Here is a 22558-nt window from a genome sequence, read left to right as displayed (position 1 = left end):
CTGCGGCGCGTGTTGATGCCCGAGCACTCGGGATGCACGGACCGTCTCATCGCCCGCGGGCGCATCGATCACGAGAGAAAGCCGATGATCCGAAGGACGGATGCGACGGAGAGGACGAGTCCGATGCCGCAGAGGATGGCTGAGGAACGTCGTCGGAATCCGAGGAGGAGGCCGACCGCCCCGAAGACGACGCCGAGCGCGGCGAGCGGGATGCTGATCAGGTACAGCGGGAAGAGGGCATAGCCGATGCTCTGATCTTCGATCGGCAGAAGGGCGATGAACGCGGTCGCCACGTCGAAGATCACCCAAGGGGCAGCGAGCGCGATGCTTGTCACGCCGAAGCCGGTAGCGACTCGCTCGCCGCGGCGGAGCGGCGGGGGAGCATCCTGCGGAACAGCCATGCTGCTCACCATAGCGGGGGTGAGGTCTGCGCTCCGGATGCACGAACAAGCCCGCCCCAGCAAGACGCTGAGGCGGGCTCACTCTGAGGTTCTCCGGGCTGAACCCGGGAATCCCGTGGGATCTGGTTACACCCCGAAGTACAGCTCGTACTCGAACGGGTGCGGGCGCTGAGCCATCGGCAGGATCTCGTTCTCCATCTTGTAGGAGATCCAGGTCTCGATGAGCTCCTCGGTGAACACGCCGCCCTCGAGGAGGAACTGGTGGTCTTCGCGGAGAGCATCCAGCGAGTCCAGCAGCGAGTTCGGAACCTGCGGGATGTTCTTGGCCTCCTCGGGCGGAAGCTCGTAGAGGTCCTTGTCGACCGGCTCGTGCGGCTCGATGCGGTTCTTGATGCCGTCCAGGCCCGCCATGAGCTGCGCGGCGAACGCGAGGTACGGGTTGCCCGATGCGTCGGGGGCGCGGAACTCGATGCGCTTGGCCTTCGGGTTCGAGCCCGTGATCGGGATGCGGATCGCCGCCGAGCGGTTGCCAGCCGAGTACACCAGGTTGACCGGAGCCTCGAAGCCCTTGACCAGGCGGTGGTAGCTGTTCAGGGTGGGGTTCGTGAACGCCAGCAGTGCCGGCGCGTGCGCCAGGATGCCGCCGATGTACCAGCGCGCGATGTCACTGAGCTGGCCGTAGCCCGCCTCGTCGTAGAACAGCGGCTTGCCGTCGTTCCACAGCGACTGGTGCGTGTGCATGCCGGAGCCGTTGTCACCGAACAGCGGCTTGGGCATGAAGGTCGCGACCTTGCCCCACTCCTCGGCGGTGTTCTTGACGATGTACTTGAACTTCAGGATGTCGTCGGCCGCGTGCACCATGGTGTCGAAGCGGTAGTTGATCTCCTGCTGACCGGCCGTGCCGACCTCGTGGTGCGAGCGTTCGAGGATGAAGCCCGCGTCGATCAGGCGAAGGGTGATGTCGTCGCGCAGATCCGCCGTCTTGTCGACGGGGGAGACGGGGAAGTAGCCGCCCTTGTACGGGGTCTTGTTGGCGAGGTTCCCGCCCTCCTCCTCGCGGCCGGTGTTCCACGCGGCTTCCTCGGAGTCGACCTTGTAGAAGCTCTCGCCCGCCGTGACCGAGTAGCGCACGTCGTCGAAGATGTAGAACTCCGCCTCGGGAGCGAAGAAGGCCGTGTCGGCGATGCCGGTGGAGGCGAGGTACTTCTCGGCCTTCTTGGCGACCTGACGCGGGTCCTTCGAGTAGATCTCGCCGGTGCGCGGGTTGTAGATGTCGAAGACCATGACAAGGGTCTTCGCCTCGCGGAACGGGTCGAGGTAGGCCGTCGTGACATCAGGGATGAGCTGCATGTCCGACTCGTGGATGTTGGCGAAGCCGCGGATCGACGAACCGTCGAACAGCTGACCGACGGTGAAGAAGTCCTCGTCGACGGTGGACGCCGGGATGTTGAAGTGCTGCTGCACGCCGGGCAGATCGGTGAAACGGATGTCAAGGAACTTGACGTCGTTCTCCTTGATGTAGCTCAGCACCTCGGATGAATCGGTGAACATGTATCACTCCTGGATGACGCGGATCGGGGCCTTCGGCCTTCGAGAAGGCTAGGGCGGCAGGGTTACTCTGCCATGTCCTGAATGTTTCCGGCATGTTACAGCGCTCGATTAGGATCGGTGTGTGACGGATGCTGTGAACGCCTACCCCGGCGAGCGACTTGGTCTGCCGGAGTCCGGAACGGGCAGTGTGGGACGCGTCGGCCGACGGATCGCCGCCCTTGCGATCGACTACCTCGCAGCGACGATCATCGCCACGGGCTTCCTCGGCTACGACCAGTTCGCCCTGCCGTCCGAGGCGGGATTCACCCTCTTCACCCCGATGATCGTGTTCGCCGTGCTGCAGATTGTGTTCATCCCGACGCTCGGCGGAAGCCCTGGTCATCGCATCGTCGGCCTCAGAGTCGTCAGCGCCCGTGGCGGCTGGGTGGGGCTGTGGCGTCCGATCGTACGGACGCTGCTGCTCGTGATCGTGATCCCCGCGGTGATCTGGGACGCCGACCAGCGCGGCCTGCACGACAAGGCGGCGGGTACCTTGCTGCTCAGGGCCTGATCTCAGACTCTGCCTCGATTGCGGCGACGGGTCTCCTTGGGGGCGCGGCCTCCGAGGAATGACCGTGCGGGGTCGACGACGAATCCCTGCCGGAGCGCCTGGCGGCCGATGAGCATCCGGAATCCCATCTCGTCGCGATTGCTCAAGGTGACTTCTGAGACGATCAGCCGGTCGACCAGACGGATGGCGAGGAGTACCACCAGACGTCGCTGCGCGTGGCCGGACGAGCTGCGCACCATGCGACGGTCGTGCACGGGGCACTCCACCACCGTCGCGTCTTCAGGGCTCTCCTGCCATGGCTTCACGCGGAAACGGACCCAGGCCTCGCCCTCGCGCTCGAACTCCTCGATCTCGAACGCGTGCAGCGATGACGTGCGGGCTCCCGTGTCGATCTTCGCCTTGATCCAGTCGACGCCGGCATCAGGCAGGCTCACCCATTCACGCCACCCCGTAAGGGTGTTTGAATGGGAGTCACGAGTCACGTTCTACATCCTGGCAGGAAAACCCTTTGAAGATCGCCGTCCTCTCCCGTGCGCCGCAGGCGTACTCGACGCAGCGCCTGCGCGCGGCCGCCCAGCAGCGCGGTCACGACGTGCGGGTGCTCAACACTCTGCGTTTCGCGATCGACCTCACCGCCGACGAACCCGACCTGCAGTATCGGGGACGACCGCTCAGCGACTACGACGCGATCCTGCCGCGCATCGGCAGCTCGATCACCTACTTCGGAACCGCGGTGGTCCGCCAATTCGAGCAGATGGACGTCTATACGCCGAATACCGCCAACGGCATCTCGCAGGCACGCGACAAGCTGCGTGCGAACCAGATCCTCTCGCGGCACAACATCGCCATGCCGGCGACGGCGTTCGTGCGCAATCGCGCCGACGTACGTCCTGCGATCGAGCGCGTCGGGGGCGCCCCGGTCGTCATCAAGCTGCTCGAGGGCACCCAGGGCATCGGAGTCATCCTCGCGCCGCAGGTCAAGGTCGCCGAGGCCATCATCGAGACGCTGCATTCGACGAAGCAGAACGTGCTCATCCAGAAGTTCGTGGCGGAGAGCCGTGGACGTGACATCAGAGCGCTCGTCGTCGGCGATCGCGTGGTGGCGGCGATGCGCCGTGTGGCGGCGGGAGACGAGTTCCGCTCCAACGTGCACCGCGGCGGAACGGTCGAGCCGGTCGAGCTCGACCCCGTCTACGAGCAGACCGCGGTCCGATCCGCTCAGATCATGGGACTGCGCGTCGCGGGCGTCGACATGCTCGAGGGCGACGATGGGCCGCTGGTCATGGAGGTGAACTCCTCGCCGGGGCTGCAGGGCATCGAGCAGGCGACGAAGCTCGATGTCGCCGGCGCCATCATCGACTACATCGCCAATCAGGTCGCATTCCCCGAGATCGACGTCCGTCAGCGCCTGAGCGTGTCCACCGGGTACGGGGTCGCCGAGCTCGTCATGCACGCGGGGGCGGAACAGGTCGGCAAGCCGCTCGGCGAGCTGGGCCTGTGGGACAGGGACATCACCGTCCTGACCCTTCATCGAGGCGTGAACGTCATCCCGAACCCGCGCAAGCATGTGGTGCTCGAGGCGGAGGATCGGCTCCTCTGCTTCGGCAAGCTCGAGGAGATGCGCTCCATGATCCCCGAGCGCCGCAGGCGCAGGGCCAAGGTGCGCCGCCTCCCCAAGGAGCCCCTGAACTGAATGAGACGGCGCCCCTCCCGCATCGGGAGGGGCGCCGTCTCATGGCGGAGGATGCTCAGCGCGGGCGCTGCGCTCGTGCCTTCAGCGGGTCGATGCCCTTGGGGATCGGCAGCGAGGTCACCGACTGCGAGACGGAGTCGATCCTTCGGATGACCGCGGCCATGGTGGCCTTGTCGATGGCCTTGGGAAGCTTCTTGATGGTCTTGGAGAGCTCGGCGATGGTCACCTCGTCGTCGCCGTGACCGACGTACAGGACCGTGACCGGGACGCCGTGCGCCACACGCTGAGCCTTGGTGCGCTCCTCGTTCACCAGACGGGTCAGGCGGCCTCGTGCGCCCTCGCCGACCACGACGATGCCGCCGCGGCCGATCGCGCGGTAGACGGCCTCCTGGGTCTTGGGGTTGACGCCCACCGGGGTGTCGGAGGCCTGCCAGCTGCGTCCGAGGCTGGTGCTGAGCACGTGGCCGGATGCGCCGGGCATTCCGTCGATCTTCTGGTACATCGCCTTGGTCGACAGACGCGTCATGAGGATCATCGACCCGAGGATGCCGACCATGAGACCGGTGATGGCCCAGAGGATGAGCGTCCAGATCTGGAACGGCGGGATGAGATAACCCACCACGAGGCCGATGAGCACGCCGCCGACGAGGATCGCGATCTGCGCCCACGGCAGCCAGGCGTAGACGTCCCGCGTGAACCGGAACAGGGACTTGAGCTGGGAGAAGAACCCAGGACGCTTCTCGGGTTCGGGAGCACGCTTTGCCATGTGCACCAGCCTACCGATTCGGGGCGCCGTCGATCGCTGCGTTCGCGCCAGGCGCACTCGTCCTGCACATCGAGCAGAGAAGTTCGAGCCTTGAACACATCAGTTCTTTCCATCGCAGCCGGAGGCGGCTCTGATGCTCTGCTTGATCCATGGCAGCGAACGACGACTTCGAGACCGCGTGGGAGAGCGCGCACAGACAGATCCGGACGATTCGGGCAGGCGAAGGACCGTATGCGGGAATGCTCGTCTCCTCGGGCGAACGCCGTGCGGTGCTCGTCGAGCTGGAGCCGCAAGGCGCGCCCATCGACTGGCGGTTCGCGGGTGCCGAGCACGTCGCCGCGCCGTTGGACATCGCCCGTAGGCGCGACGGGCATGCGGCCCTGCTGCCGTGGTGCCGGACACGCATGGACGTCTTCCTCGCGCAGCGCCGCGACGGGGCACCGCTGGAACCGGGGGAGACGACGAACCTCGCCGCGAGCATGCTGCGGGGCGTGCGTGAGATCGTCGAGCGCGCGGATCACGACCTGCCCGGTGAATGGTGGCTCGGGTACGACGGTCGTCCGCTCTGCGTCCCAGGCGGTTCGCATCCCGCCCTGACAGGTGCGGGGGAACTGATCCGGCGCCTGGCAGACGACAGCACGGATCGCTCGTTGCGGCGGATGCTCGGCGAGATCGCGGATGCGCTCCGTACGGACGCGCCCGGTGCGCTGCGCGCCCAGCGCTGGGAGCGCGACCTCTTCGAGTTCGCCTCGCCGCGTGCGCTGCACGTTCGGATGGGACCGGAAGACGACGAACCCGGCAGCGTGAGTACGCATCGTGCGGTCGGGCCGCAGACCAGGCTCAGGGAGCGCAGAGGGGTCTGGTCCGGAACCGTCGAGATGCTCCGCTCGGCCGGGCAGACCGGGCACGGCTCTGCACGGGACGGCGCGAACGTCCGCGCGCGGATCGGAGGGGCTGCCACTCGACGGTGGCCTCGCACGGAGGCACGCGGCGAACTCGATGCACGTGCCGCGAAGGCATCCGAACGCTCGTCCTCCGGGCCGGGCAGACGTCGCCTCCTGCTCGTCGGGACGAGCGCTGCGACAGCGGTCATCGCGATCGGAGTCCTCTGGCCCAGCGCGGAGGAGCCGCGCTCCGGTGCCGTCGCCGCCGCGCTCGAGCCGGCAGCCGAGACGCCATCGCCACCGGATGCCGCAGGAACGGAGACGCCTTCGCCGGTGGCCAGTACAGCTCCGGATGAGACGGGGGAGGTCGGCGCGGAGCCGCAGCCGACTCCGAGCACATCCGCGCGTGAGACCCCGGAGCCTGTCGCGGCGGTGATCGGATTGATCGAGAGCATGGATGCGTGCGCGGAAGGAAGCGGCTCGGAGTGCCCTGACGCGATCGCCGAGGGGTCTTCGGTTCGGCCGGAACAGGTTCTCCGCGCCGAGGACGCCGGCGCGCCAGTGCTCGTCGACGACTACGGTGATCTCGCCGTCGTCCGCATCGGGGCGCAGGACGAACGGGCGCAGATGATGGTGCTCATCCGCATAGACGACGAATGGCTGGTCCGCGACGTGTATGACGTCGCGGACCAGCCATGATCGTTCTGCGGCTCAGATCCCCAGGTTCGCCTGGAACTGGGCGCTTTCGAGACGATTCTTGATGGCGCCGAGGAAACGGGCGGCGTCCGCGCCATCGATGATGCGGTGATCGTACGAGATCGCGAGGAACACGTAGGAACGCACGGCGATGGCGTCGACGCCGTCGACGGTGACGACGCCGGGACGCTTGAAGACCGTGCCGGTGCCGAGGATCGCCGACTGGGGCAGGAACACGAGCGGCGTGTCGAACAGAGCACCGCGCGATCCGGTGTTGGTCACCGTGAAGGTGCCACCGGCCAGCTCGTCGGGCTTCAGCTTGTTGTCACGCGTCCGGGCAGCGAGATCGGCGATCTCGTGCGCGAGCTCGGCGAGGTTCTTCGTCGCCGCATCGCGCACCACGGGGGTCAGCAGACCACGCTCGGTGTCGACCGCGATGGAGATGTTCTCCGTCGCGGGGTAGACGATGTTCTCCCCGTCGACCGTGGCGTTGATGATCGGGAAGGCCCGCAGGGCCTCCGCCGCAGCGAGCGTGAAGAACGGCAGGAACGAGAGCTTGTCACCCGTCTTCGCGAGGAACTCGTCCTTGACGCTGACACGGTAGTTCGCGAGCGCGGTGACATCCACCTCGACGAAGGTGGTGAGCTGAGCCGTCTGCTGCATCGAGGCGACGGCGCGCTCGGCGACGACCTTGCGCAGACGGGACATCTTCTGCGTGGTGCCGCGCAGCGGAGAGACCTCCAGCGCGGCCGGTGCAGGCGCGGCGGCCGCGGCGGCAGCAGCAGGCTGAGCGCTCTCGGCGGCCTTGAGCACGTCCTCCTTGCGGATGCGTCCACCGACCCCCGTGCCCTTCACCGAGGCCAGGTCGACGCCCTGCTGGGCGGCGAGCCGACGCACGAGAGGCGTCACGTAGAGGGAATCGGATTCCGCGGCGGCCGGGGCCGGTGCCGCAGGCGCGGCAGCCGGAGCCGCAGGCGCGGCAGCCGGAGCCGGAGCGGCGGCGGGAGTGGTCGGAGCAGGCGCGGCGACCGGAGCAGCAGCCGGGGCAGGGGCCGCGGGCGCGGGAGCCGCAGGCGCGGCAGCGGGAGCCGGAGCAGGCGCTGCGGCGGGAGCAGGGGCGCCGGAACCGATCCGGGCGAGCACGGCGCCCACGGCGACGGTCTCGTCCTCTGCGGCGACGATCTCCTGAAGCACTCCGGCGACCGGAGAGGGAATCTCAGTGTCGACCTTGTCGGTGGAGATCTCCAGCAGCGCCTCGTCGACGGCGACGTCATCGCCGACCTGCTTCAGCCAGCGGGTGACGGTGCCCTCGGTCACGCTCTCGCCGAGTTCGGGAAGCAGCACCGGAGTGCTGTCACCGCTCGCGGCGGGTGCCGTCGCCTCGGCCGGTGCGGCCGGAGCGGCAGCCTCGGCGGCGGGTGCGGCCTGGGCCGGCGCTGCTGCGGCGGGAGCGGGCTCTGGCTCGGCCGGCGCTGCCGCGGGAGCATCCGCCACAGGTGCAGCGCCGGAACCGTCGCCGATCCGCGCGAGGAGAGCGCCGACCTCGACGGTCTCGTCCTCGGCGACCAGGATCTCCTCGATAACGCCCGTGACGGGGGAGGGGATCTCGGTGTCGACCTTGTCGGTCGAGATCTCCAGCAGACCCTCGTCTGCCTGGACCGTGTCTCCTACCTGCTTGAGCCAGCGGGTGACCGTACCCTCGGTGACGCTCTCTCCGAGAGCGGGGAGGACCACGGATGTGCTCATGACAGAGTCTCCTTCAAGAATTATGTGACGCCACCAGCTTAGTGACCTCGGTGTCGATTGGTGCTCAGAGTGCGTGCAGGGGTTTTCCGGCCAGAGCGAGAAAGGCTTCGCCGAGCGCCTCGCTCTGCGTCGGATGCGCGTGCACGAGAGGGGCGATGTCCTCCGGATGCGCCTCCCAGGCGACGGCCAGCTGCCCCTCGGTGATGAGCTCGCCGACCCGGTCGCCGAGCAGGTGGACGCCGAGGACGGGCCCGTCCTTCTGCCGGACGACCTTGACGAGCCCGCTCGTTCCGATGATCTCGCTCTTGCCGTTGCCCGCGAGGTTGTACTCGTAGCTGACGATGGCGTCCGCTCCGTGCGCGGAGACGGCGGCCGCCTCGGTCAGCCCGACGGACGCGACCTCGGGGTTCGAGTACGTGATCTTCGGGATCTGCGACTCGGGAACCGGCGGCGGGTTGAGCCCCGCGATCCGCTCGGCCACGGCGATGCCCTGCAGGAAGCCGCGATGCGCGAGCTGGAGACCAGGCACGATGTCTCCGACGGCCCACAGCCCGGGAACCCCGGTGCGCAGCTGCTCATCGACGGTCACGAACCCGCGCTCCAGCGTCACCCCGGCCTCGGCGAACCCGAGCCCGTCCGTCGCAGGGCCACGACCGACCGCGACCAGCAGGTAGTCGCCGGTGAACGCGGTGCCGTCCTCCAGGGTGACCGTCACGGAGGATTCGTCCTGCGTCGCCGACTCGAACCGCTTGCCGAGCGAGTATGCGATGCCGCGGCGGCGGAATGCGCGCTCCAAGCCCTTGCTGAGGGCGATGTCCTCATTGGGAACGAGGTGCTCCAGGCCCTCGATGATCGTCACCTCCGCGCCGAACGACCGCCATACGCTGGCGAACTCGACCCCGATCACTCCTCCGCCGAGGATGAGGACGCGCTCGGGGACGACGTCCAGCGCGAGCGCATGCTCGCTGGTGAGCACCCGGCCGCCGATCTCCAGACCCGGGATCGATCGACTGTACGACCCTGTGGCGAGGACGACGTCCGGGGCGGTGTACACGTCGTCGCCGACCTGCACACCGCGGTCGGCGTTGAGACGACCGGCGCCGTGGACCACAGTGATCCCGCGTGCCTTGATGAGCCCCTCGAGCCCCTTGAACTTCTTCGCGACGATGCCCTCGCGGTAGGCGCGGACCCCAGCAGGGTCGATGCCTTCGAGCGAGGCGGAGACGCCGACCGATGCGGCATCGCGCACGTGGTCGGCGACCTCGGCGGAGTGCAGCAGGGCCTTGGTGGGGATGCAACCCCGATGCAAGCAGGTTCCGCCGACCTTGTCCTTCTCGATCAATGCGACGGTCTTGCCGAGCTCGGCGGCGCGGAGAGCGGCCGCGTAGCCGCCGCTGCCGCCGCCGAGGACGACGACGTCGAACGCGTGCGTGGTCATGCGATCTCCTCCCGGTGCGCCGACGCCTCAGCCAGCGCGACGATCGTGCGGACGGTCGCCCCCGTCGGTCCCTTGTCGACGAAGCCGTACGGCGCGGAGTTGTGCTCGGCGGATCCCGCGACGTCGAGGTGAATCCACGGGATGCGCGGAGCGTCCTCGTCGTCGCCGACACGACCGATGAAGCGCTGCAGGAACAGCCCGGCGAACATCGAGCCGCCCGCGCGGTCGCCCATGTTCGCATTGACGAGGTCGGCGATAGGAGACTTCAGGGAGTCCTCCATGTAGTCCGGCAGCGGCAGCGCCCACGCGAGTTCATCCGCTGCGTCGGCCGCGGCGAGGTACTCCGCCACGGCTTCGTCCGAACCCATGACGCCGGTGTGGCGATGGCCGAGAGCGACGAGGATCGCACCCGTGAGGGTGGCGACGTCGATGATGAGATCCGGATGCTCGCGGCTCGCGGCGACGAGCCCGTCGCCGAGCACGAGCCTGCCCTCGGCATCCGTGTTCAGCACTTCGACCGTGGTGCCGTCCAGCATCCGGAGGACGTCGCCGGGGCGGGTCGCGCCGCCGGAGGGCATGTTGTCGGTGATGCACATCCATGCCGTGACGCGGACCGGAAGAGCGAGCTGCGCGATCGCGCGCAGCGAGGCGAGCACCGTCGCGGATCCGGCCATGTCGAACTTCATGCCGACCATGCTCGCCGCAGGCTTCAGCGACAGGCCGCCGGTGTCGAAGGTGATGCCCTTGCCGACGAGGGCGATGTGGCGAACCGCTCCGGCGGGGGAGTAGTCGAGGCGGACGAGGCGGGGCGGTCGTTCCGAGCCCTGCGCGACGCCGAGGATGCCGCCGAAGCCCTGTTCGGCCAGCGCCTTCTCGTCGAGCACGTCGACGGTGATACCGAGGCCGTCGACGCTGTCCACCGCGCTCTGGGCGAGCTCTGCAGGGCTCTGCCACTGCGCGGGCACGTTGACGAGATCCTTGACGAGCGCGAGCGCATCCCCGAGCGTCTGGGCGCGGAGGACGTCCTCCTCGGAGACCGTGTCGGAATGCAGGATCACGGAATCCGCACGCTGCTTGCCGCTATCCGCGCGGTAGTCGGCGAAGCGGTAGCCGCCGAAGACGGCGCCCTCCGCGGCGGCAGCAGCGAACGGTGCGACGTCGGGGGCGAGGGCGAGCGAGATGGTGGAGAAGCCGGTGAACGTGCGCAGGGCGGTGCCTGCCGCATCCCTCACGGCGACGGCGGATGGTGAGGAGCCGGCGCCGACGACCGCCAGCGGAACGGCGGAGAGATCGGGGAGGTGGATGCGTGCGAAGGCGCCGGCCGAACCTGTGAACCCGATTCCATCGAGGGCCTCGGTTAGCCCAGGGTATGGGGCGAGGGCCTCGGCGGAGGTGTCCGAGATGACGAGCACTGCGGCGTCTGCAGCACTTCCTGGGAATGCGTCTGTGGTGTGCGAGAGCACGGGAAGCGTCATGCCTCCATCCTAGGGAGCACGCGCGAGGGTGAACCGGTCGGTGTGCGTGCGTGTTCGCTGACAGCGACACAGACCCTCGTCCTCGTACCGGCTCGTAGCATGGAGACATGCCTCTTTCCGGTGACCTCTTCGAGCGCGTGGCCAACGCCCCCGTCGTGCCGCCCGGCCTTCCTCTCGTGATGCTGCTGACCGGCTTCACGGACGCGGGCAACGCCGTGTCCGGGCTTATCGAGCACCTGCGCGACACCGCTGACCCGCAGCCGATCGCGGTCTTCGACAACGACGCGTTGCTGGACTACCGTGCTCGCCGGCCCATCATCGTGTTTGAGCAGGATCACCTCACGCTGTTCAAGCCGGCTCGGCTCGAGCTCTCGCTCGCGCACGACGCTCTCGGTCAGCCGTTCCTGCTGCTCGCCGGGTTCGAGCCGGACTTCGCATGGAACGCCTTCGCGAAGGTCGTGCTGGAGCTCGCCGACGAGTTCCGGGTGTCGGGTCTCAACTGGGTGCACGCCATCGCGATGCCCGTTCCGCACACCCGGCCGATCGGCACGACCGTCAGCGGAAACCGTGACGAGCTCATCGCCGCGCAGTCGATCTGGCGGCCGCGGACACAGGTTCCGGCGACGGCGGGGCACCTGCTCGAGTACCGCTTCGCCGAGCGAGGCGATCGCGTCGCAGGATTCGTCCTGCTCGTGCCGCACTATCTTGCAGAGACGGAGAACCCCGATGCGGTCCTCGCCGCGGCGGATCGTCTGATGAGCTCGACCGGTCTCGTGCTGGGCATGGACGCCGTCCAGGCCTTGCGCGAGGACTACTTCTCCAAGGTGGACGACCAGGTGCTGGCGAGCGACGAGCTGCGCCAGATGCTGCAGACCCTGGAGAACCGCTACGACGCCTACATGGCCGGCCACGCGCTCGAGGACGCCGACCGCTTCGACTCCGGTTTCAGCGAACGGGATCTGCCGAGCGCGGATGAACTGGCGGCGGAACTCGAGCGCTACCTGGCCACGAGGCCTCCGGGCGAAGACGACAAGCGCGGTCGCGCCTGACCTCTCGGCGCGTCCGATCGTGCCGTCTCAGCGCAGATGACCCCGAACCGGCTCACGTGTGCGATACTGGTAGTCCGACCCGTTGTCAATACGCCGCGCTCACGCCGACGACTTGACAAGGGTCTTACTAGTGTCCGAAAAGTTCCGGGCGGGTTCTCCCGCTCGTGAGAGGCGAAACGTGACTCCTGCCGCGACCAAGACATCCCGGACGAAGAAGGCCGACGCCGACGCTGAGGTCGTCGAGCCGGAAGAGACCGCTGCTCCCGCGACCAAGGGTGCGAGCAAGCCGGCCAAGGCGCCCGCGAAGAAGGCTCCTGCCAAGCGTCGGAAGAAGTCGGACGAGGACGAGGACGTCGTCGAGGACGAGGTCTCCACCGAGGACGCCGCTGCATCGACCGAGGCGTCGGAGGACGAGACGGACGACGAGGACGGCAAGAAGCCGGCCTTCACCGAGCCGCTTCCCACGGGCGCGATCGTCATCTCGTCGAACGACGACGAGGACGTGCCGGTCTACTCGACCCAGATCACCGGCGCCACCGCCGACCCGGTCAAGGACTACCTGAAGCAGATCGGAAAGGTGGCGCTGCTCAACGCCGCCGAAGAGGTCGAGCTCGCGATGCGCATCGAGGCTGGCCTGTTCGCCGAGGAGAAGCTGTCCGCGATGTCCGCGGCGGAGAAGACGAGCCAGCTCGGTCTCGACCTGCAGTGGGTCGCGCGCGACGGCCAGCGGGCGAAGAGTCATCTGCTCGGCGCCAACCTCCGCCTGGTCGTCTCGCTCGCCAAGCGGTACACCGGACGCGGGATGCAGTTCCTGGATCTCATCCAGGAGGGCAACCTCGGCCTCATCCGCGCGGTGGAGAAGTTCGACTACACCAAGGGCTTCAAGTTCTCGACGTACGCGACGTGGTGGATCCGTCAGGCGATCACCCGGGCGATGGCCGATCAGGCGCGCACCATCCGCATCCCCGTGCACATGGTCGAGGTCATCAACAAGCTCGCCCGCGTGCAGCGCCAGATGCTCCAGGACCTGGGCCGCGAGCCCACACCTGAGGAGCTCAGCCGCGAACTCGACATGACCCCGGAGAAGGTCGTCGAAGTGCAGAAGTACGGCCGTGAGCCGATCTCGCTGCACACCCCCCTCGGTGAGGACGGCGACAGCGAGTTCGGTGACCTCATTGAGGACACCGAGGCGGTCGTGCCGGCCGACGCGGTCGGATTCACGATGCTCCAGCGTCAGCTCGAGCAGCTCCTCGACTCGCTCTCAGAGCGAGAGGCAGGCGTGATCCGCATGCGATTCGGCCTCGGCGACGGGCAGCCCAAGACGCTGGACCAGATCGGCGACACCTTCGGCGTCACGCGCGAGCGCATCCGCCAGATCGAGTCGAAGACGATGGCGAAGCTGCGTCATCCTTCCCGCTCGCAGTCGCTGCGGGACTACCTCGAATGATGGCGGGCGCTCCCCAGGCGCGTTCGGCAGGTCTCCGGTACGTCTTCCCCGTCCTCGCGGGGAAGCTCGCCCGCTTCGCCACGCGTCTGCGCGGCGGCGGCTCGGCCTTCCCCGGATACCTCACGAACCGGCTCTCGCCGACCCTGCTTCCGACGCTCGCGGGGCAGTTCCCCGATGGCGTGATCTTCGTGCTCGGCTCGAACGGCAAGACCACCACGACGCACATGGTCAGTGAGGTCCTGCGGGCTCACGGGCTCACGGTCTTCACCAATCCCACCGGAGCGAATCTGCCGCAGGGCGTGACGAGCGCGCTGCTCGCCGATGCCACGCTCACGGGACGGGTGCGCGCGGACGTCGCCGTTCTCGAGGTGGACGAGGGCTACGCCGCCGAGCTGGCGGACCTGCTCTCGCCTTCGGTGATCCTCTCCTTGAACGTGCAGGTGGACCAGTTGTTCCGCTTCTACGAGACGGAGCGGGTCGCCGACATGATGCTCGATGCTTCGACGCGCGCCTCGTCTCACGTCGTGGTGAACCGAGACGACCCGTATCTCAGCAAGATCGACGCCTCGGGTCTGAAGGGCGAGCTGTCGTTCTTCGGCGTCTCGGAAGAGGTCGTCGCCGCCTCGGCGCACGGCCTCGCGAACGCCAGGGACACGCGAAGCGGCACCGAGGGGATCATCGCGAACGATGCCTTCGCCGAAGTGCGCGAGGTGTCGGGTCGAGATGTCGTCGTATCGATCGACGGTGCGGATGCTCGGATCACGCTCCCCGCTCGCGGTCTGCACTATGCGGCGGACGCGGCCGCCGCGCTGACCGTCGCCGCACGTGTGCTCGGCGATCGTTTCTCGGCGGAATCCGCCGCGAAAGGGTTCGCGCAGATGGCCCCCGCATACGGACGCGGCGAAGTCATCCCGCTTCGTCGGGATCCTGCCGGTGAGCAGGTCGAGTTCGTCATGTTCAAGAACGCGCCGAGCCTGCAGATGAACCTCGACGCCCTCGATGCCGCGCCGGAGCGTGTGCTGATGGCGATCGACGACGGTACGCCGGATGTCTCCTGGCTGTACGACGTCGACTTCTCGGCCCTGCCCCGCGTCGACGTCGTGACAGGGGAGAAAGCCCACCAGCTCGCGCTCGCCCTCGCGTACGCGGGCGTGCAGATCGACGCCGTGGAGCCGGATCTCGAGCGTGCCGTGGAGATCATGCGGGGCTTCCCGGAGAGTGCATCCCGGCGTCAGATCTGGTTCGTCAACTACGAGCTCATGATGATCGGTCGCCGCATCCTCGGACACGGCGACCAGGAGGTGGCGCGCCGATGACCACGGTCACGATCGCTCAGCTGTACCCGCTCGAACTCGGCATCACCGGTGACCGGGGCAACGTCCGCGCCATCGAGCGGCGGTTCGCCGCGCGGGGCATCGAGACCGCGACGGTGCTCGTCGCCCCCGGCGAGGACCTGCCGGATGCCGTCGATCTCCTCGTGCTCGGCAACGGCCCGCTCTCCGCGCTCCGCGGCGTCCATGCCGATCTGACCGCACGCGCGGAGCAGATCGAGGCCTACGTCGCCGAAGGCGGCACGCTGCTGGCCGTCGGCGGTTCCGCCGAGCTCCTCGGCGAGGGGATCGATGTCGCGGCAGGCGAGACGGTCTCGGGCATCGGAGTGCTCCCGTACCGGGTGGCGCGGGTCGGCGATCGGAGAGTCGGATACATCATCGTCGAGACCCCGGACGGACGCGTGGTCGGGTTCGAGGATCACGCATCGGAGTGGACGCTGACCGATCCGTCCGTGGCGTACGGCACGGTCCTCGAGGGGCACGGCAGCTTCGTCCGCGGCGAGGCCCGCGGCGAGTTCGTGCGCCGAGGCAACGCGTTCGCGAGCAATGTGCAGGGTCCCGTCCTGCCGCTGAATCCGGCTCTGACCGATGTCCTCATCGATGCCGTGGCGGAACGGCGCGGACTCGCGATCGGGCCCGCATCCGTGAGCGAGCTCGACGAGTACGCCGAGGCTGCTCGGACGAAGATCCTCCTGAGGCCGACCCGGGACAAGGGCTTCAAGACGATCAAGGTGTGACGGAGGTGATCCGGTGGTGAACTGGTCACCGCAGAGCGCGATCGTCCGCGCCTTCCGCTCCCGCGCAGCTCTCGCGCTGTCGGCGAGGGCGGCGGTGGAGGCGGGCGGTTCGATCGCGGATCTGCGACGCGACGCCTGGGGACATGGGCTGCTGCCGGTGGGGCAAGCCGTCATGGCGGCGGGGGCGGAAGCCGTGCTGGTCGACACTCCGGCGGAGGCATCGCTGCTGGCGGCGGAGGGCGTACGCGGCGTCGTCCACGAGACGGCGGACATCGACCCGCTGCTGCTCTACGGGCTTCCGGACGCCGGCAGCCGGTTGCGCACGGCTGCGGTGATGCGTCTGGCAGGTCGGGTGCTCTCGCTCAAGCCGCTGCGCACCGGCGAGGCGGTCTCGTACGGCTACACCTTCCGCGCTGCATCCGACACCACGCTCGCGCTCGTGACAGGGGGATACGCGCAGGGCATCGTGCGCGCCCTCGGCAATCGCGCACGCGTCGAGATCGACGGCTCCATGCATCGCATCGTGGGGCGTGTGGCGATGGATGTGTGCGTCGTCGACGTCGGTGACGCACCGGTCAGGGAGGGAGCCGAGGTGACGTACTTCGGTGGCCGCGGCCCTGCCGCGGACGCTCTCTCCTGCTGGAGCACCGCGACCGGTCTCCAGTCGGCCGAGCTGGTGGCTGTGGCCGGTCTGAGGGCTCGCAGGGAGTGGGAGGCATGATGGGTCCCGTGCTGGAGATCTCGGCGGCGCGGCTGCGGGCGAACATCGACGCCGTACGCGAGCGGATCAGCCCCTCCGCGCTCCTGTTCGCGATGAAGGACGACGCCTACGGCCACGGCCTCGAATGGGCAGCGGCGACGGCGGCCGGCGTGGGGGTCGAGTGGTTCGGCAGCTACGACGTCGAATCCGCGCTGCGGATCCGCGGTACGGTCGGCCCGCACCCGCGCATCTTCGCCTGGGTGACGTCCGAGGATGAAGAGATCGCTCAGGCGATTGCGGCGGATGTGGACCTCGGGGTCGGGACGAGGGAGTATCTCGCCCGGGTCATCGCCGGAGCTGAGCGTGCAGGCGCTCCCGCACGCGTGCACCTGAAGATCGACACCGGTCTGCACCGCAACGGCATCCGACCGGAGGACTGGAACGACGCGGTCTCCGACGCGCGGGCCGCGGAGACGGCAGGGCTGATCCGCATCGTCGGCGTGTGGAGTCATATCTCCGAGGCCAGCGATGAGGACGATGACGCCTCCAAGGACGTGTTCGTGAGTGCTGCCGACGAGGTGCGCGCGGCGGGCGCGACGCCGGAGCACCTCCATCTCACGGCGTCGGCCGCGGCATGGTGGCGTCCGGAGCTGCGCGGCAACCTCTCGCGTATCGGCGCCTTCTGCTACGGCATCCGCTCAGCCGACGGGCCTGAACTGGACGGGATCGCGCCGATCGCCTCCCTTCGGGCGCCGGTGACCGAGGTCGCCGCCGACCTGGTGCGGATCGGGATCGGATCGTTGGACGGCTATCCGTCATCGCTCGTCGGTGCGCCGGCGGGCAGCCCCGCGGGAGCGACGAGCGTTCGTGAGATCGCCCTGACGAGCATGACGCTCGACGGCTGGGATGGCGCGGCCATCGGGGATACCGTGACGCTGTTCGGGCCCGGATTGCGCGGAGAGCCGAGCGCGACCGATCTCGCCGAACGCATCGACACGGTCGGGGAGGAGATCCTCACCCGCCTGTCTCCTCGGATCGCGCGCGTGTACGTCGACTGACCGGCCCGAGTCGCTTCACGACCCGGTGGCGGGACAGGTCGTCAGGCCTCGATGAGTCGAGCGGTCTCGTCGTGCCAGCTGGTGGCCACGCTGCGCAGCTTCTCCTCGTACTTGCGGCCGTGATGTGCGCAGAACAGCAGCTCGGAGCCGTTCACCTCGGCGGCGATGTACGCCTGAGCGCCGCACGAGTCGCAGCGGTCCATGGCGGTGAGCCGGTACTCGACCGCGGAGGCCTCACGTTCGGTTGTTGCATTCATCTCAGTGCCTCCTCGGTTGTCGGGTTCGCTGTAGGAGCGTGCTCAATACAACCACGCCCAGCCTGAGCGCATGCCCGGATCACGGCGTGTTTCGCTCAGCGCGTACGCGCTGCACCTCGACCGGTGCCGACAGGGGAGTGTCGACCGGGCTGCACGCTCTGCCCGCCGTAGAATCGGAGATTGTGACCGCCGAGTATTCCGCCCATCATCTCCAGGTGCTCGAAGGGCTCGAGGCGGTTCGCAAGCGCCCGGGCATGTACATCGGGTCCAACGGATCCCCGGGCCTTATGCACTGCCTCTGGGAGATCATCGACAACGCCGTAGACGAGGCCGTCGCCGGCAACGGGAGCAGCATCGACGTCGTCCTGTACGAGGACGGCAGCGTCGAGGTGCGCGACCGCGGTCGCGGCGTCCCTGTGGACGTCGAGCCTCGTACCGGCCTCACGGGTGTCGAGGTCGTCTACACCAAGCTGCACGCCGGTGGGAAGTTCGGTGGCGGGTCGTACGCGGCATCCGGAGGCCTCCACGGCGTCGGCGCCTCGGTGGTGAACGCGCTCTCCGAGCGCCTGGACGTCGAGGTCGACCGCAACGGCAAGACCTACGCGATGAGCTTCCACCGCGGCGAGCCGGGCGTCTTCCAGGACTCCGGAGCTCCGCGTCCCGATGCGCCGTTCACGCCGTTCTCCGACAAGAGCGAGCTGCGGGTCGTCGGCAAGGTCGCCAAGGGCGTCACCGGCACCAGGGTCCGGTACTGGGCGGATCGTCAGATCTTCACCAAGGATGCCGCCTTCCAGCTCAACGACCTCGAGACGAGGGCGCGGCAGACCGCGTTCCTCGTGCCGGGGCTCGAGATCGTGGTCAGCGACGAGCGCGAAGGCGGCCGCAACGAGACCCGCTACCACTACGAGGGCGGGATCTCGGAGTTCGTCGAGTTCCTCGCAACCGATGCGCCGATCACCGACGTCTGGCGCATCCAGGGGGAGGGGACGTTCACCGAGACCGTCCCCGTGCTCCAGGCCAACGGAACTATGGCCTCGCAGGACGTTCAGCGCGACTGCCGTGTGGACATCGCGCTGCGATGGGGCACGGGCTATGAGACGATCAGCCGCTCCTTCGTGAACATCATCGCCACGCCCAAGGGCGGCACGCATCAGCAGGGCTTCGAGCAGGAGCTCCTGAAGGTGTTGCGCTCTCAGGTCGAGCAGAACGCCCGCCGGCTGAAGGTCGGCAACGACAAGCTCGAGAAGGACGACGTCCTGGCCGGGCTCACGGCCGTGCTGACCGTGGAGGTCCCAGAGCCTCAGTTCGAGGGTCAGACCAAGGAGGTGCTCGGCACCCCGGCCGTGCGGCAGATCGTGGCCCAGGTCGTCCGCAGGGAACTCGGCGCCCGTTTCACCTCCACCAAGCGCGACGACAAGAACCAGGCCTCGCAGCTGCTCGACAAGATCGTGGCGGAGATGAAGGCCCGGGTCTCCGCGCGCGCCCACAAGGAGACGCAGCGCCGAAAGAACGCGCTCGAGTCGTCGACCCTGCCGGCCAAGCTCGTCGACTGCCGGACGAAGGAGGTCGACCGCAGCGAGCTGTTCATCGTCGAGGGCGACTCCGCGCTCGGCACGGCGAAGAACGCGCGCAACAGCGAGTTCCAGGCGCTGCTCCCGATCCGCGGGAAGATCCTCAACGTGCAGAAGGCCTCCATCGGGGACATGCTCTCGAATGCCGAGTGCGCCTCCATCATCCAGGTCATCGGGGCGGGCTCCGGCCGCACCTTCGACATCGATGCCGCCCGCTACGGCAAGGTGATCCTGATGAGCGACGCCGATGTGGACGGCGCGCACATCCGCACTCTCCTGCTGACCCTCTTCTTCCGGTACATGCGGCCGCTCATCGAGGCGGGCAGGGTCTTCGCCGCTGTTCCACCGCTGCATCGGGTGATCGTCATGAACCCCGGCTCCAAGCCGAACGAGACGATCTACACGTACAGCGAACAGGAGCTGCACGCTCTGCTCGCGAAGCTGCGCAAGCAGAACAAGCGCTGGCACGAGCCCATCCAGCGCTACAAGGGACTCGGCGAGATGGATGCCGAACAGCTCGCCTCCACGACGATGGACAAGTCGGGACGACTGCTGCGTCGCGTCCGCATGGAGGATGCCGAAGCGGCCGGTCGTGTCTTCGAGCTGCTCATGGGCAACGAGGTCGCTCCGCGCCGCGAGTTCATCATCGACTCCGCCGACCAGCTCTCCCGCGAGTCCATCGACGCCTGACCCGGTTCGAGCCGTTGACGGCCGACTGCCGCCTCCGGGGTCTCAGACGACGGGGCGGCCGATCGAGCCGATCACCCCGTCGACGGGCTGGCCGGAGGCATCCCGCTTCGCGCCGGGGCTCGGCAGAGCGCGCACCGCACCATCGGATCCGACGGCGTAGGCGGGCTCGTCTCCGACCCAGGCGACGGTGAGCCGGTCCTCGCCCTTCAAGAAGGCATGAGCTCTGACGCCGCCGGTCGCACGTCCCTTTCCGGGGTACTCGGAGAAGAACGACACCTTCGCCCTTCCGGCGTCGGTACCGGGGATCATGCCCTCGGCTCCCGAGACCGTCGCGACGACCGCCTCCTCATCCGCCGTCACGACGCCGAAGTGCAGGACGGTGGCGCCGGAGGAGAGCTTGATGCCTGCCATACCGCCGGCCGGCGCACCCTGGGGGCGCACGGCGGAGGCGGGGAAGTGCAGCAGCTGGGCATCCGAGGTCACGAAGACGAGCTCGACGTCGTCGGGGGCTGGTGCCGCTCCGACCACGGCATCGCCCTGCTTGAGCGCGATCACCTCGAGATCGGGGCGCACCGGCAGCGTCGAGGGCACGATCCTCTTCACCGTCCCCTGTGCGGTGCCGATCGCGGAGGGGGTGTCCGTGCCCAGGGCGATCAGGGCGACGACCCGCTCGGTGCGTGACGTGATGCCGAGATAGTCGCGCAGCGGCGTACCGGCGGCCAGCTGGACAGATGTGGCCGGCACCGAGGGGAGATCGACGGGCGAGAAGCGCAGCAGTCGTCCCGTCGAGGTGAGCGCACCGACCTCACCGCGCACCGTGGCCTCGACCGTGGAGAGGATCGCGTCGTGCTTGCTGCGTCGGGCAGGGCGGGTGATGGACTGGCCGTCCTGCAGATCGACCCTGATCGCCCGTCCGGTCGTCGAGAGCGCGATGAGCGTCGGAGCATCCGCGATCTGGAGGTCGACCTCGCCCGCCTTGGCCTTGCGCGCGACCGCCGGCTTCGCGTTCATCAGCAGTGTGCGTCGAGGCGTGCCGTAGGCCTCCGCTGCCGCATCGAGCTCCTTCGCGACCTGTCCGCGCAGCAGCACGGGGCTGGCGAGCAGCTCCTGCAGGGAGGCGATCTCCGCCTGCAGCGCGTCGCGCTCGGTCTCCAACTCGATGCGGGAGAACTTGGTGAGCCTGCGCAGCCGGAGCTCCAGGATGTACTCGGCCTGCGGCTCGGACAGATCGAACACCTGCCGGAGCTTGGAGCGCGCCTGCTCGCTGTCGTCCGAGGAGCGGATGACCTGGATGACCTCGTCGATGTCGAGGATCGCGATGAGCAGACCCTCGACGAGGTGCAAGCGCTCCTCGCGGCGCGCGAGACGATAACGGCTGCGCCGCGTGACGACGTCGAGTCGATGCCCGATGTAGACCTCGAGCAGCTCCTTCAGGCCGAGCGTACGGGGCTGGCCGTTCACGAGCGTCACGTTGTTGATGCTGAACGAGTCTTCCAGCGGCGTGAGGCGGTAGAGCTGCTCCAGCACAGCGTTCGGGTCGAAGCCGGTCTTGATGCCGATCGTGACGCGCAGGCCGTGATGGCGGTCCGTGAGGTCCGTCACGTCGCTGATGCCCTGCAGCTTCTTCGCCTGGACGGCATCCCTGATCTTCTCGATCAGGCGCTCAGGGCCGACCATGTAGGGGAGCTCGGTGATCACGAGACCCGTACGTCGTGGCCCGAGGGATTCGACGGATACCTTGCCGCGCACCTTGAGCGCGCCCCGGCCTGTCGCGTACGCGTCCTTGATCCCGTCGAGTCCCATGACGATGCCACCCGAGGGGAAGTCCGGTCCCGGCACGAACTCCATGAGCTCCTCGACCGTGGCGGTCGGGTTCTCCAGGAGATGCCCCGCCGCCGCGATGACCTCGATGAGGTTGTGCGGCGCCATGTTCGTCGCCATGCCCACGGCGATGCCGGTCGCGCCGTTGACCAGCAGATTGGGGAAGGCCGCGGGAAGGACGGCCGGCTGCTGGAACTGGCCGTCGTAGTTCGGGACGAAGTCGACGACGTCCTCGTCGAGGCTCTCGGTGAGGGCGAGTGCCGCCCCGGCGAGGCGCGCTTCGGTGTACCTGGCTGCAGCGGGACCGTCGTCCAGGGAGCCGAAGTTCCCGTGCCCGTCGACGAGCGGAAGGCGCAGCGCCCACTCCTGGGCGAGCCTGACCAGGGCGTCGTAGATCGCTGAATCGCCGTGCGGATGGAGCTTGCCCATGACCTCGCCGACCACGCGGGCGCTCTTGACGTGCCCTCGGTCGGGGCGCAGGCCCATCTCCGCCATCTGGAACAGGATCCGGCGCTGCACCGGCTTGAGGCCGTCCCTCGCGTCGGGGATCGCGCGCGAGTAGATCACGGAGTACGCGTACTCGAGGTAGGAGCCCTGCATCTCGCTGGACAGGTCGATGTCCTGGATGCGTTCGTCGACGGCTTCCGGGGGCGGGGTCTTCGGCATGGACTTCCTGGGGGCGTGCGGGAGCCTGTGA

The 22558-nt window shown here is 68.2% G+C and carries 19 protein-coding genes; 10 read left to right on the top strand and 9 right to left on the bottom strand.

Annotated elements, in window-relative coordinates; genetic code table 11:
* Nucleotides 1-68: 68 nt before the first annotated feature.
* Both ACWGJP_RS11995 and glnA read right to left on the bottom strand, forming a co-directional pair.
* Nucleotides 69-401 carry a hypothetical protein gene (locus ACWGJP_RS11995; protein WP_452330012.1) on the bottom strand — a complete coding sequence of 111 codons (333 nt, stop codon included), beginning with the start codon at nucleotides 399-401 and terminating at the stop codon, nucleotides 69-71.
* A gap of 126 nt (nucleotides 402-527) precedes the next feature.
* Nucleotides 528-1952 carry a type I glutamate--ammonia ligase gene (gene glnA, locus ACWGJP_RS11990; protein WP_452330011.1) on the bottom strand — a complete coding sequence of 475 codons (1425 nt, stop codon included), beginning with the start codon at nucleotides 1950-1952 and terminating at the stop codon, nucleotides 528-530.
* A gap of 121 nt (nucleotides 1953-2073) precedes the next feature.
* Between glnA and ACWGJP_RS11985 the strand changes: the two genes are divergently transcribed.
* Nucleotides 2074-2502 carry an RDD family protein gene (locus ACWGJP_RS11985; RefSeq protein ID WP_452330010.1) on the top strand — a complete coding sequence of 143 codons (429 nt, stop codon included), beginning with the start codon at nucleotides 2074-2076 and terminating at the stop codon, nucleotides 2500-2502.
* Nucleotides 2503-2504: 2 nt separating this feature from the next.
* Here the strand turns inward: ACWGJP_RS11985 and ACWGJP_RS11980 are convergent, their stop codons facing one another.
* Entirely contained in the window at nucleotides 2505-2984 is a 480-nt protein-coding gene (locus ACWGJP_RS11980) for an ATP-dependent zinc protease family protein (RefSeq protein ID WP_452330009.1), read from the bottom strand.
* Nucleotides 2985-3010: 26 nt separating this feature from the next.
* On the opposite strand from ACWGJP_RS11980, the gene ACWGJP_RS11975 reads away from it, so the two are divergent.
* Nucleotides 3011-4195: a RimK family alpha-L-glutamate ligase gene (locus ACWGJP_RS11975; RefSeq protein WP_452330008.1), complete on the top strand. Its 1185-nt coding sequence runs from the start codon at nucleotides 3011-3013 to the stop codon at nucleotides 4193-4195.
* Between the two features lie 55 nt (nucleotides 4196-4250).
* On the opposite strand, the gene ACWGJP_RS11970 is transcribed toward ACWGJP_RS11975, so the two are convergent.
* Complete coding sequence (locus ACWGJP_RS11970; protein ID WP_452330007.1) at nucleotides 4251-4961, bottom strand: DUF4191 domain-containing protein; 711 nt, start codon at nucleotides 4959-4961, stop codon at nucleotides 4251-4253.
* 149 nt (nucleotides 4962-5110) lie between these two features.
* On the opposite strand from ACWGJP_RS11970, the gene ACWGJP_RS11965 reads away from it, so the two are divergent.
* Nucleotides 5111-6544 (top strand): hypothetical protein, encoded by a 1434-nt coding sequence (locus tag ACWGJP_RS11965; RefSeq protein ID WP_452330006.1) that lies wholly within the window; start codon nucleotides 5111-5113, stop codon nucleotides 6542-6544.
* A 12-nt stretch (nucleotides 6545-6556) separates the two neighbouring features.
* Here ACWGJP_RS11965 and sucB read toward each other — a convergent pair whose 3' ends face one another.
* From sucB to ACWGJP_RS11950, 3 genes are all read right to left on the bottom strand, one after another.
* The gene (sucB, locus tag ACWGJP_RS11960; RefSeq protein ID WP_452330005.1) at nucleotides 6557-8287 is read right to left on the bottom strand and encodes a 2-oxoglutarate dehydrogenase, E2 component, dihydrolipoamide succinyltransferase; all 1731 of its coding nucleotides are present in this window, start codon (nucleotides 8285-8287) and stop codon (nucleotides 6557-6559) included.
* A 64-nt stretch (nucleotides 8288-8351) separates the two neighbouring features.
* Entirely contained in the window at nucleotides 8352-9725 is a 1374-nt protein-coding gene (gene lpdA / locus ACWGJP_RS11955; RefSeq protein WP_452330004.1) for a dihydrolipoyl dehydrogenase, read from the bottom strand.
* Nucleotides 9722-11200, bottom strand: coding sequence for a leucyl aminopeptidase (locus tag ACWGJP_RS11950; protein WP_452330003.1), 1479 nt, complete (start codon nucleotides 11198-11200; stop codon nucleotides 9722-9724). The genes lpdA and ACWGJP_RS11950 overlap by 4 nt, the downstream gene beginning before the upstream one ends.
* Before the next feature lie 107 nt (nucleotides 11201-11307).
* Here ACWGJP_RS11950 and ACWGJP_RS11945 point away from each other — a divergent pair, with 107 nt between their 5' ends.
* From ACWGJP_RS11945 to ACWGJP_RS11920, 6 genes are all read left to right on the top strand, one after another.
* On the top strand, nucleotides 11308-12249 hold the full coding sequence (locus ACWGJP_RS11945) for a proteasome assembly chaperone family protein (protein ID WP_452330002.1): 942 nt from the start codon (nucleotides 11308-11310) through the stop codon (nucleotides 12247-12249).
* A 178-nt stretch (nucleotides 12250-12427) separates the two neighbouring features.
* Nucleotides 12428-13696 (top strand): RNA polymerase sigma factor, encoded by a 1269-nt coding sequence (locus ACWGJP_RS11940; protein ID WP_452330001.1) that lies wholly within the window; start codon nucleotides 12428-12430, stop codon nucleotides 13694-13696.
* Complete coding sequence (locus ACWGJP_RS11935; RefSeq protein WP_452330000.1) at nucleotides 13696-15012, top strand: MurT ligase domain-containing protein; 1317 nt, start codon at nucleotides 13696-13698, stop codon at nucleotides 15010-15012. The genes ACWGJP_RS11940 and ACWGJP_RS11935 overlap by 1 nt, the downstream gene beginning before the upstream one ends.
* Nucleotides 15009-15764, top strand: a complete 756-nt coding sequence (locus ACWGJP_RS11930; protein WP_452329999.1) for a type 1 glutamine amidotransferase — start codon at nucleotides 15009-15011, stop codon at nucleotides 15762-15764. The genes ACWGJP_RS11935 and ACWGJP_RS11930 overlap by 4 nt, the downstream gene beginning before the upstream one ends.
* A gap of 13 nt (nucleotides 15765-15777) precedes the next feature.
* Nucleotides 15778-16485: an alanine racemase gene (locus ACWGJP_RS11925; RefSeq protein WP_452329998.1), complete on the top strand. Its 708-nt coding sequence runs from the start codon at nucleotides 15778-15780 to the stop codon at nucleotides 16483-16485.
* The gene (locus ACWGJP_RS11920; protein WP_452329997.1) at nucleotides 16482-17522 is read left to right on the top strand and encodes an alanine racemase; all 1041 of its coding nucleotides are present in this window, start codon (nucleotides 16482-16484) and stop codon (nucleotides 17520-17522) included. The genes ACWGJP_RS11925 and ACWGJP_RS11920 overlap by 4 nt, the downstream gene beginning before the upstream one ends.
* 41 nt (nucleotides 17523-17563) lie before the next feature.
* On the opposite strand, the gene ACWGJP_RS11915 is transcribed toward ACWGJP_RS11920, so the two are convergent.
* Entirely contained in the window at nucleotides 17564-17779 is a 216-nt protein-coding gene (locus ACWGJP_RS11915) for a DUF7455 domain-containing protein (RefSeq protein ID WP_452329996.1), read from the bottom strand.
* A 182-nt stretch (nucleotides 17780-17961) separates the two neighbouring features.
* Between ACWGJP_RS11915 and ACWGJP_RS11910 the strand changes: the two genes are divergently transcribed.
* On the top strand, nucleotides 17962-20040 hold the full coding sequence (locus tag ACWGJP_RS11910; protein ID WP_452329995.1) for a DNA gyrase/topoisomerase IV subunit B: 2079 nt from the start codon (nucleotides 17962-17964) through the stop codon (nucleotides 20038-20040).
* A gap of 42 nt (nucleotides 20041-20082) precedes the next feature.
* Here ACWGJP_RS11910 and ACWGJP_RS11905 read toward each other — a convergent pair whose 3' ends face one another.
* A complete protein-coding gene (locus tag ACWGJP_RS11905; protein ID WP_452329994.1) occupies nucleotides 20083-22527 on the bottom strand; it encodes a DNA gyrase/topoisomerase IV subunit A in 2445 nt (814 codons plus the stop codon).
* Nucleotides 22528-22558 lie beyond the last annotated feature (31 nt).

This window comes from Microbacterium sp. NPDC055903 (assembly GCF_053615555.1).
The sequence above is the reverse complement of the archived record's forward strand: the minus strand, read 5'-3'. Positions and strand labels throughout refer to the sequence as shown.